Annotated in this window: 10 protein-coding genes; 7 read left to right on the forward strand and 3 right to left on the reverse strand. The window is 60.2% G+C overall.

The genetic code is table 11. From position 1 onward, the window contains the following. Positions 1–285: 285 nt before the first annotated feature. On the forward strand, positions 286–2,178 hold the full coding sequence (gene mrdA / locus AC1RP7_RS11410) for a penicillin-binding protein 2 (protein WP_493180662.1): 1,893 nt from the start codon (positions 286–288) through the stop codon (positions 2,176–2,178). A 12-nt stretch (positions 2,179–2,190) separates the two neighbouring features. Here mrdA and AC1RP7_RS11415 read toward each other — a convergent pair whose 3' ends face one another. Beyond that, a complete protein-coding gene (locus tag AC1RP7_RS11415; RefSeq protein ID WP_057713890.1) occupies positions 2,191–3,150 on the reverse strand; it encodes a LysR family transcriptional regulator in 960 nt (319 codons plus the stop codon). Between the two features lie 155 nt (positions 3,151–3,305). Here AC1RP7_RS11415 and AC1RP7_RS11420 point away from each other — a divergent pair, with 155 nt between their 5' ends. The 6 genes from AC1RP7_RS11420 to AC1RP7_RS11445 all read left to right on the forward strand — a co-directional run bounded on the left by AC1RP7_RS11420 (position 3,306) and on the right by AC1RP7_RS11445 (position 8,897). Beyond that, complete coding sequence (locus AC1RP7_RS11420) at positions 3,306–4,607, forward strand: MFS transporter (protein WP_493180663.1); 1,302 nt, start codon at positions 3,306–3,308, stop codon at positions 4,605–4,607. After that, a complete protein-coding gene (locus tag AC1RP7_RS11425) occupies positions 4,604–5,359 on the forward strand; it encodes a class II aldolase/adducin family protein (protein WP_493180664.1) in 756 nt (251 codons plus the stop codon). Before AC1RP7_RS11420 ends, AC1RP7_RS11425 begins: the two co-directional genes overlap by 4 nt. Further along, a complete protein-coding gene (locus AC1RP7_RS11430; RefSeq protein WP_191622268.1) occupies positions 5,356–6,297 on the forward strand; it encodes a 2-hydroxyacid dehydrogenase in 942 nt (313 codons plus the stop codon). The genes AC1RP7_RS11425 and AC1RP7_RS11430 overlap by 4 nt, the downstream gene beginning before the upstream one ends. 205 nt (positions 6,298–6,502) lie before the next feature. Next, on the forward strand, positions 6,503–7,882 hold the full coding sequence (locus tag AC1RP7_RS11435; protein WP_057713892.1) for an MFS transporter: 1,380 nt from the start codon (positions 6,503–6,505) through the stop codon (positions 7,880–7,882). Between the two features lie 18 nt (positions 7,883–7,900). Further along, positions 7,901–8,293 (forward strand): RidA family protein, encoded by a 393-nt coding sequence (locus AC1RP7_RS11440; protein WP_493180665.1) that lies wholly within the window; start codon positions 7,901–7,903, stop codon positions 8,291–8,293. Beyond that, positions 8,286–8,897: an RraA family protein gene (locus tag AC1RP7_RS11445; RefSeq protein ID WP_493180666.1), complete on the forward strand. Its 612-nt coding sequence runs from the start codon at positions 8,286–8,288 to the stop codon at positions 8,895–8,897. Before AC1RP7_RS11440 ends, AC1RP7_RS11445 begins: the two co-directional genes overlap by 8 nt. Here AC1RP7_RS11445 and AC1RP7_RS11450 read toward each other — a convergent pair. Both AC1RP7_RS11450 and AC1RP7_RS11455 read right to left on the reverse strand, forming a co-directional pair. Next, complete coding sequence (locus tag AC1RP7_RS11450) at positions 8,894–9,811, reverse strand: LysR family transcriptional regulator (protein ID WP_046043224.1); 918 nt, start codon at positions 9,809–9,811, stop codon at positions 8,894–8,896. The genes AC1RP7_RS11445 and AC1RP7_RS11450 overlap by 4 nt on opposite strands. A 146-nt stretch (positions 9,812–9,957) precedes the next feature. Then, complete coding sequence (locus tag AC1RP7_RS11455; protein WP_090456972.1) at positions 9,958–11,088, reverse strand: glycosyltransferase family 4 protein; 1,131 nt, start codon at positions 11,086–11,088, stop codon at positions 9,958–9,960. Between the last annotated feature and the right edge of the window lies 1 nt (position 11,089).

Genomic DNA, 11,089 nt, shown 5'->3' on the forward strand with positions numbered 1-11,089 from the left:
GTCAAGATTAAATTCCGAAACCCCTATCTGCGTATGCAGGTAGGGGTTTTGTTTTTGGCGTCCCTGTAGGCGCGAGCCCGCTCGCGAAAAACCCGCGAGCGCTGCGGGGCGTCAGGTTTCCCGCGTCATCGTTGGCGTCCATCGCGAGCGAGCTCGCTCCTACAAGGTCATTGTAAAAAAAATCACATAAACCTGACTCCGCGCTTTTGCTAAGGTGCAGCTCATTTTTAATGGACTGAGTTTGCGCCCACGGATCGGCATTCTTTTCAAAGAGTTGCTGTAGAAATGCCCGAACCGATACCCATCAAGGACCACGAGAATGAGACACGCCTGGTCAATAAAAGGCTGATGGCCTGCGGCTTGTTCGTTGCCGCTGTCACCTGTGCGCTGGTAGTGCGCCTGTATGTCCTGCAGGTAGTCGAGTTCGACTATCACTCGACCATCTCCGAAAACAATCGCGTACATGTCCTGCCAATTACACCGACTCGCGGGTTGATCTACGACCGCAACGGCGTACTCCTCGCGGATAACCGTCCCAGCTACAACCTGACCATCACCCGCGAACGTGCTACCGATGTAAACGAAGAGCTGGACGAGGTAGTCAATCTCCTGCATTTGCCCGCTGAAGACCGCTCGCAGTTCGACAAGGCGATGAAGCAGGCACGTCACCCCTTCGTACCCGTGACGTTGTTCTATGAACTGAGCGAAGAGCAAATTGCCGTACTCGCCGTCAACGAGTTCCGCTTGCCGGGCCTCGATGTCGAGCCTCAGTTCGTTCGGCATTATCCATTGGGCGAGCACTTCGCCCATTCGGTCGGCTACGTCGGACGTATCAACGAGAAAGAGTCAAAGGCTCTGGATACCGTGGAGTATCGAGGCACCCAATCCATCGGCAAGACCGGGATTGAAAAATTCTACGAGAAGCAACTGCACGGCCATGTCGGTTATGAGGAAGTCGAAACCAATGCCCAGGGCCGCGTGCTGCGAGTGCTCAAGCACACTGACCCGGTGCCAGGCGAAAACATTGTCCTGAGCCTCGACGTCAAGCTTCAGGAAGCCGCCGAGCAAGCCTTGGGCGATCGCCGTGGCTCGGTGGTCGCACTGGATCCCTCGACCGGTGAAGTGTTGGCCATGGTCAGCAACCCGAGTTTCGATCCGAATCTGTTCGTCACCGGTATCAGTTCCAAGGAGTACTCCACGCTACGGGACTCCATCGACCGACCGCTGTTCAACCGTGTGCTGCGCGGTCTCTATGCGCCGGGTTCGACCATCAAGCCGGAAATGGCAATCGCTGGCCTCGATGCCGGTGTCGTCACGCCACAGACCCGTGTGTTCGACCCCGGTTATTACCAGCTGCCGGATTTCGATCACAAATACCGCAACTGGAACCACAGCGGCGACGGCTGGGTGGATATGGATGCGGCGATCATGCGTTCCAACGACACCTACTTCTATGACCTGGCACACAAGCTCGGTATCGATCGTCTGCACGACTACATGGCCATGTTCGGACTAGGTGAGAAAGTTTCCCTGGACATGAATGAAGAGTCCCCCGGCCTGATGCCATCCCAAGCCTGGAAACGCGCTACCCGTCGTCAGGCCTGGTATCCGGGCGAGACGGTGATTCTCGGTATCGGCCAGGGCTACATGCAGGTCACGCCACTGCAGTTGGCCCAGGCGACGGCGCTGATTGCCAACAAAGGCGTGTGGAATCGCCCGCACCTGGCCAAAACCGTGGACGGTGTCGCGCCGGTGGATGAGCATCCGATGCCGAACATTCTGCTCAAGGATCCTCGCGACTGGGAGCAGGTCAACCATGGCATGCAGATGGTGATGCACGATGCCCGCGGGATTGCCCGGGCCGCAGCCGCGGGCGCGCAGTACCGTATCGCCGGCAAGAGTGGTACCGCGCAAGTGGTGGCGATCAAGCAGGGTGAGCGTTACAACCGGGAGAAAACCCGCGAGCGTAACCGCGACAACGCCTTGTTTGTCGGTTTTGCCCCGGCCGAGCACCCGAAAATCGTGATTTCGGTGATGATCGAAAACGGCGAGGCCGGTGGTCGCGTCGCTGGACCGGTCGTGCGGGAGATCATGGACGCCTGGCTACTTGATCAGGACGGGCACCTCAAGCCGCAGTACGCAGCGCCGAGCAAGGCACCGGGCGATCCTCACGTCTGAACCTTCATGGCTTCACAGCACAGGCTCACGGATGCTGAGCATGTGCTGGAAGCTCTCGAGGAACACCGTTTCGGCCTGGCTCATCTTCTGTTCGCGATTCCACAGCAACTGGATATCGAAATCCACCACCCCGTCTTCCGGCGGCAAGCGCCAGAGCAGACCTTGCTCGACATCCCGGCGCACCAGATGGGTGGGCAAGGCGCCGATGCCGTAACCCGCGCAGATCAAGCGGTAAATTTCTTCGAAACTGGTGGAGGAGGCGACGATCTTGCCGGTGAAGCCTTGCTGGTCGCGGAACAGCGTCAGGGGTGAAAGATTGCCGCCGAGTTGATCGCTGGTGAAGCTGACGAAGTTTTCCGCCGCCAGTTGTTCCAGGGTCAGATTCTGTTGCCCGAACAGCCGGTGACGTTGGCCACAAAAGTAAGCATAGGTCTCGCGAAACAGTACCCGTTGTTCCAGTCGTGGCTGTGGCAAGCGGCACAGGCCAACGCCGACTGTCGCAGTTTTTTGCAGCAGCGAACTGATGATGTTCGAGCTGCCCATCACCTCGACTTCCAGCTCGATTTTCGGATGGGTTTCATGGAAATCAGCGAGGAAGTCATCGTAATGCCGAGCCTGCACACCGCTGACGGTGAGGATGCGGATCTTGCCCACCACGTCGTCGTGGCGACTCTCCACTACCGTCCCCAGGCGTGAAATATCTCCGTAGATATCCGCCGCTATGCGCAGGACTTCTTCCCCGGTTTCCGTCAGATCAAAGCGTCGTCCGCTGCGGGCAATCAACACGCATTCCAGTTGTTCTTCCAGTCGTTTCAGCGCCTGGCTGACGGCCGACTGGGTGATGTGCAGTCGCGCGGCGGCGCGGCTCATGCTGCCTTCCTGGCCGATGACCAGATAGGTGCGCAGCAGGTTCCAGTCGAGGCGGTCATTGAGAAAGCGACGCCCGACCCACGGGTTGGAATTAGAAGGCATAAAACCTCATGCAGTAGCGGTGCTAATAGTAAAGATAAGGAATTGAAAATTGACTAATCCTGGCATGGAAGCGATAAAGCCCACAAGTGCCACAGAGCGCAACCGTCATCAGCCTTAACACCTGCCCAAAAACTATAAGTACACAGGGTCCTTGCATGCACACTACTCCCCAACCGCGCCGAGCCGCGGCCGCTGCCTTCATTGGCACGACCATCGAGTTCTACGACTTTTACATCTACGCCACCGCGGCGGCGCTGGTCCTTGGGCAAGTGTTCTTCCCCAGCAGCGACCCGGTCATGAGTACCCTGGCGGCGTTCGGCAGTTTCGCGGTCGGCTTCATTGCCCGTCCCATGGCCGGGATGGTGTTCGGTCATCTGGGCGATCGTCTCGGGCGCAAGAAAATGCTGTTGGTGACCATGGCCTTGATGGGCGTTGCCACGGCGGGTATTGGCCTGTTGCCGAGCTACGCCAGTGCCGGCATCTGGGCACCCATTGGTCTGATCGTGCTGCGTGTCATTCAGGGCATTTCGGTCGGTGGTGAGTGGGGTGGGGCGGTGTTGATGGCGAGCGAACACGCGCCGGCCAAGCACAAGACGTTCTACGCATCGTTCGCCCAGCTCGGCAGTCCCGCCGGTTTGTTGCTGGCACTGATCGCTTTCCGTCTGGTGACGTCCCTTGAGCCAGAGGATTTCCTCGCCTGGGGTTGGCGCTTGCCGTTCCTCGCCAGCGGCGTGTTGATGATGGTCGGGCTGTTGATCCGTTCCGGCGTTCACGAGTCGCCGGAATTCGCCAAGGCCAAGGACAACAACGAGACCGCCAAATACCCGGTGATGGACGTGATCCGTACCTGCTGGCGGCAGATCCTGTTCGCCGCCGCTGCCGTGACCATCGGCTCGGCCGGGTTCTTCTTCACCAACACCTTTATGATCACCTATGTCACCCAATATCAGGGCATTGCCCGATCGACGATTCTCGATTGCCTGTTTCTGGTGACCGTCATCCAGTTGCTCTCACAACCGCTCTCGGCGCTGATCGCCGAACGTATCGGCGAAGGTCGTTTTCTCAAATGGGTCGCGTTGCTTTGCATGGTCACGCCATACCCGATGTTCCTGCTGGTAGGCACGCAGAACATTGTGTTCATGACTGCCGGCATTGCCCTGGCAGTTGTGATTCTCTCGGCGCTTTACGCGGTGATCGCCGGCTACATGACCCAGGCCTTCCCGGTGCACCTGCGCTACTCGGGCATTTCCATCGCGTACCAATTGGCTTGCGCCGTGGCCGGCGGCACCACGCCGCTGATCGGCACCCTGCTGGCCAGCAAGTTTTCCGGACAATGGTTGCCGCTGGCGGTGTTCTTCACCTTGCTCTCGGCCCTGTCCCTGATCGGTGTTTGCGGCCTGGCCCGCCTGCGCGCCAACCCGGTCGTCACCCACGCTGCTAAAGAGGTGTATTCGTGAGTAAACCTGCACACATCGACCCGGTTGAATGGCAAGCCCGTTGCGAACTGGCTGCGCTGTATCGACTGGTCGCGCACTTTCGCATGACCGACCTGATCGACACCCATATCACCCTGCGGATTCCGGGGCCTGAGCATCACTTCCTGATCAACCGCTACGGGGTGATCTTCGACCGCATGTGCGCCTCGGACCTGGTGCGCATCGATCAGGAAGGGCGGGTGGTCGACCCGGAGTACGCGGGCCATCGGGTCAACGCTGCCGGCTTCGTGATTCACTCGGCGATCCACATGGCGCGTCCGGACCTGAACTGTGTGATCCATACCCACACGGCGGCCGGCATGGCGGTCGCGGCGCAGAAGCAGGGCCTACTGCCGATCAGTCAGCATGCGCTGAAGTTCTACGGCAAGCTGGCCTATCACACCTATGAAGGCATCGCGCTGTCGCTGGATGAGCGCGAGCGCTTGATTGCCGACCTCGGTCCGCACCGGGCGATGATCCTGCGCAACCACGGTTTGCTGGTGGGTGGATCGGGCGTGGCCCAGGCGTTCCAGGAAATCCACTTCCTGGAGCGGGCCTGTCAGGCCCAGGTGCAGGCGCTGGCCGGTGGTTCGGCACTGCATTACCCGTCGCCGGAAGTCTGCGCGCACACCGCCGAGCAGTTCGACCGTGATGAGCAGGACAACATCATCGACCTGGCCTGGGAGGCCGCCCTGACGTTGATCGAATCCCAGCGCGAGTCATATTTGTCATGAACGCCGTCATCAACACTGTGGTTCTGCTGTCCCGCGACACCTTACTGCTCAAGCAATTGCAGGCGGCGTTTGCCCGCAGTGCGCCGCAGCTCACCGCCGTGCTGGCCGACGATTCCCGGGCCGCCAATGCACAGATGGCGGCGTGCTGGTTTCCCTTGCCGGGCAGTCTCGGCGCATTGCCGAACCTGCAGGTGATTCACTCGGTGGCCGCCGGTATCGATCACCTCGATCACGATCCGTCGTGCCCGGACCTGCCGGTTTGCCGTGTGGTCGACCCGGGCCATCGCCAGGGGATGACCGAGTACGTGCGCTGGGCGGTGATCCACTATCACCGCGGTTTCGATCAGGTGTTGTCGCACCAGCGGGAGCAACGCTGGGAGCGGCCGCTGCAACGGGCGGCGGGGCAGTTCAAGGTCGGTGTGATGGGGCTCGGATCGCTGGGCAGTGCGATTGCTCTGGATCTGGTCGCAGCCGGTTACGACGTGCGCGGCTGGGCGCGGCGCAGCAAGGACTTGCCCGGTGTGCGCACGTTCGCCGGGGGTGATGCGTTGCATCCTTTTCTCGACGGCGTCGAGTTGCTGATCAACCTGTTGCCACTCACCAGCGAAACCCGCGGGATTCTCGGACGAGCCACTTTCGAACAGCTTGCCAGCGGCGCGGCACTGATCAACTGTGGCCGGGGCGGTCATTTGAACATCGACGATCTCGAACAGGCCCTGGCGAGCGGACATTTGCGCGGCGCCTTGCTGGATGTGTTCGAGCAGGAACCGCTGCCGGTCGATCACCGGCTCTGGACAATGCCCGGTGTCACCATCACCCCGCATATGGCTTCGGCGGCGTCCCATGACTGTATTGCCGAACAAGTAGCGGAGAACTTCCGTCGCCTGAATGCTGGCGAGCCGTTACTCAACTGTGCCGACCGAGTATTGGGATATTGAACTAACACACCCCCGGTAGGAGCGAGCTCGCTCGCGATGGTCGTTAACGATTTCGCGTGTTTGCCGGTTAAACGCGGTGTTCTTGAGTTCATCGCGAGCAGGCTCGCTCCTACAGGGACCAGCTTCCCGTAAGTCATAACAACAACCTTCGCCTCAACCGTTTTACTGCCAGTCAAAACAATTAAATAAATTCCTGGAGACAGTGATGAGCGATCTATCGTCCGCAGAAAAGTCCGGCGCACCACCGGAAGTTGCAATCAGTATGAAAAAAGTCGCGGTGGCCAGTGTGATTGGCACCACCGTGGAGTGGTACGACTTGTTCGTGTTTGCCACGGCTTCAGCGCTGGTGTTCAACAAAGTGTTCTTCCCGGATTTCGTGCCGCTGATCGGAACGCTACTGGCTTTCGGCACCTTCGCTTCGGCGTATCTGGCACGGATTGTCGGCGCGGCGTTGTTCGGGCATTTCGGTGATCGCCTGGGGCGCAAGTCGATGCTGTTGATCTCGCTGCTGACCATGGGCGCGGCCACCTTCGCCATCGGCTTGTTGCCTGACTTTGCAACCATCGGTATCTGGGCGCCGATCCTGTTGTTGCTGCTGCGGGTCGTGCAAGGCCTGGCATTGGGGGGCGAATGGGGCGGGGCGGTGCTGATGGCGGTGGAGCATGCGCCGGCCAACAAGCGTGGCTTGTACGGCTCCTGGGTGCAGATCGGTGTGCCGGCCGGGACCATGATTGCCAACCTGGCATTCCTGTTGATCGCGGCGTGGCTGTCCCCGGAGGATCTGTTGGCCTGGGGGTGGCGTATTCCGTTCCTGGCCAGCGTGTTGCTGATCGCCGTCGGTTTGTATATCCGCCTGAACATCTCGGAAACCCCGGCTTTCAACAAGGTCAAGGAAGCCGAAGTGCAAGTGAAAATGCCGTTGGCGGAAGTATTCCGCAAATACTGGAAGCAAGTGCTGCTGGGGGGTATTGCCACCATGTCCACGGGCGCTTCGTTCAACATTATCGTGGCGTTCGGCTTGACCTATGGCACACAGAACCTCGGCTTCAGCCGCAGCGTGATGCTCGGTGTGGTGCTGCTGTCCTGCGCCTGGTGCATTGTCATGTTGCCGGTGTTCGGTGCGCTTTCGGACCGCTTCGGACGCAAACCGATCATTGTCGGCGGCATCATCGCCGAAGCGCTGGTGGCGTTCCCGATGTTCTGGCTGATGGACACCAAGGAGCTGTCGATGGTGGTGTTCGGTTATCTGTTGTTGATGACCGCGTTCGCCGCCAACTACGGGCCGATCGCGACCTTCCTCGCCGAGCTGTTCGGCACCCGGGTGCGTTATTCCGGTTTGTCCATCAGCTACATGTTGTCCGGCCTGCTCGGCAGCGCGGCGACGCCCATCGTCACCACGGCATTGCTGGCCGCGACGGGCAAAGGTTCGTCGGTGGCCTGGTACATGATCGGTGCGGCGTTGATTTCCCTGGTGGCACTGTTGCTGTTGACCGAGACCTTCAAGAAGGACATCAGCGAGATCCCCAGCGTCGTCCCCACAGACGATCCGGCCCCCGGTAAACCCTTCAAATCGGCTACGGCCTGACATCTGGAGTTCTACAACATGCGCAGAATTCAATCGGCCCCGGGCTACATCGGCCCGGTCGGGCCTTACTCCCAGGCCGTGGTCAGCGGCCACTTGGTGTTCACCGCCGGGCAGATTCCGGCCCACGGCAGCCTCGACGAACAGCCTGCTGATTTCCCCGAGCAGGTACGGCAAACCTTGCGCAATCTCGAAGCGATCCTGATCGAGGCGGGCTCCGGTTTCAGCCATGTGATCAAGGTCAATACCTACCTGACCGACCCCGCGCAACTGGAGCCGTTCAATGCCGTGTACCGCGAGTTCCTGGGCCATGCGCCACCGGCGCGCACCACGGTGTGCGTGGCATTGTGGGGAGTATCGCTGGAGATCGACTGTGTTGCCGAACTGATTGCCGGGGAGCCGCAGCATGGATGAGTCGCAACTGATCGAACAGCTCAAGGCCGTGAGCTTTCCGACCCTCGGGCACTTTCTCGAAGAGGGTTTTGCCGATCCGCAACTGCGGGCCATGGTGCCCAATGTGAAAGTCGTTGGCCGTGCGTTGACCCTGAAACTGGTGGGCGCCGATGCCATTGCCGTCAACCGGGCCCTGGCGCAAATCAGGCCGGGCGACGTGCTGGTGATCGACACCGGTGGCGATCATCGGCACGCGCCGGTCGGTGCGGTGACCAGTTGCGCAGCGCGCTGTGCCGGGGCTGTGGGTATTGTGGTGGATGGTGCAGTGACCGATCTGCTGGAGCTGCGTGAAGCCGGGTTGCCGGTGTTCGCCCGAGGCACCAGCCTGTTGACCACCAAGCTGCACGGTCGTGGCGACAGCGTCATCAATCAGCCCATCCACTGCGCCGGCGTGACGGTGCAGCCGGGGGATTGGGTGCTGGCGGACGACAACGGCGTGTTGTTTCTCGACACGGCATCGGCGGTGGCAGTCATCGATCAGGCGCTGGCTTCGGATCGCAGCGAGCCGCGCTTGCTCGAACGCTTGCTGGCCGGTGAACCGGTGACGCAAGTCTTGCGCGTTTAGTCCGTCAGCCGTTGTTGCAGGCTTTCGAGAAAGATCGTCTCGGCACGGCTCATGCGCTGTTCGCGGTTCCACAGCAAATGAATGTCCACATCGGCAATCCCCTCGTGGGGCGGCAGGCGCCAGAGCAATCCGGCGTCGACGTCGGCCGCCACCACGTGTTCGGGCAGACAGCCGATACCGAAGCCGGCGATCACCAGTCGCCGGACTTCTTCCAGGCTCGGTGAGGACGCGACGATGCGACCACTGAAACCCTGCTGATCGCGGAAAATCGTCAGCGGCGAGAGCATGCCGCCGATCTGGTCACTGGTGAAACTGACGAAGTTCTCCCGTTGCAAATCCCCTTCGGCGACGTCCTGCTGGCCGAACATCCCATGGTGCTTGCCGCAGAAAAAAGCATAGCGTTGACGCAGGAACAAGCGCTGCTCCAGGCGTGGCTGCGGGCGCCGATTGAGGCTCAGGCCGAGGGTCGCGGTTTTTTCCTGGAGGGCGCTGACGATGTCGGAACTGCGCATCACATCGACTTCCAGGTCCACTCGCGGGTATTGACGATGGAAGTCGGCGAGAAAGTCATCAAAGCGCTCGGAGAAGATCCGGCTGATGATCAGCAACCGCACTTTGCCGATCACTTCGTCGGCCGGTTGTTCCAGCACGCTACTGACCTGGGACATTTGCCCGTAGATTTCCCCGGCCAGGGCGAAGATCTGCTCGCCGACTTCAGTCAGGGCAAAACGTGGCCCGCGACGGGCAATCAATTGGCGGCCCAGTTGTTCCTCCAGGCGCTTGAGCGCCTGACTCACTGCCGGTTGCGTCAGGTGCAGGCGGGCGGCAGCGCGGCTGATGCTCTGCTCCTGGCCAATCACCCGAAAGGTGCGCAGCAGGTTCCAGTCCAGGCGGTCATTGAGCAGGCGTTGCATAGGCGGTCAGCAGAAAGTCGGGGGGGCCAATAGGGAGAGTCGACGGCTTGCACACATCCTGCGCAAGCCATGGAAAATCTACAGTCGCGGGATCGTAACACTGTTGGAGCGCAGCAGCAGAGACAACTCGGATCTGCAAAAAAACCTCATGCGTAGGCGAGGGCTTTTTCTTCCAGCAGTTCCTCATACAGCGCTGCCCATTTGCGACCCATTTCGTCCGCGGTAAACAGATTTTGATAACGGGCCTGCGCCTTCTCGCCCATTTGCGCCGCCAGCACCGGGTTTTCCCAAAGCGTGCGCATCGCCTCGCGAAACGCCGATGGATTGCTCGGTGGCACCACCAGCCCGGTCTCGTTATGGATGTTGATGTAACTGGTGCCAGTGCCAATTTCACTGGAGATCATCGGTTTGCCATACATCGCGCCTTCCAGCAGCGAAATGCCAAAGGCTTCGGAGCGCAGGTGCGACGGGAACACCACCGCATAACTCAACTCGAGCAAGGCGACCTTGTCTTCGTCGCCCAGGAACCCGAGAAAGTGCAGGTTCCGCAGGCCCAGCGCCCTGGCCTGGGCATGCAGCTCCGCTTCCAGCGGGCCGGCGCCCACGATCACCACGGGATAGTTCAGCCCCTGCATCGCTTCAAGCAGGATGTGCAGCCCCTTGTAGTAGCGCATCACACCGACGAACAGGAAGAACTTGTCCCCCAGCTTCTGGCGCCAGCGCTCGGTCCGCGCCGCGTCTTGCGTCGGATAACCCGACTTGTCCAGGCCATAGGTGATGACACGGGTCTTATCGTGGTAGTCCTTGAGCACGTCGCTGGTGTGAAAGTAGTTGGGGGACGCCACGGCGATTCGATCCGCGCTGTCCAGGAACCGACGCATCAACGGACGGTACAGTTTGAGCAGATGGCGTTGGCGAATGATGTCGGAGTGGTAACTCACCACGCTGGGCTTTTTGATGTCGCTGACAAAATGCACCAGGTCCATGAAGGGCCAGGGGAAGTGATAGTTGACCACGTCGGCTTCAGCCGCGAGCTCTCGAAACTGCTTGAACACGCTGTAGGAAAAACCGGTGGAGGCGAGTTGAAAATCCATCCTGGCCTGATGCACCTGGTGCTCGCGGATCTGCAACACGCCCGGTGCCGGATTATTGCTCAGGGTCAGCACAGTGCTGTCGACACCATGGCGCGCGCCACTTTCGCTCATCTGGAAAATGACTTGTTCGATGCCACCCATGGAGTCGGGCAAGTAGGTTTTATAAAAGTGCAGAACGCGCATA

This window comes from Pseudomonas sp. GW822-FHT01E03, assembly GCF_058802985.1.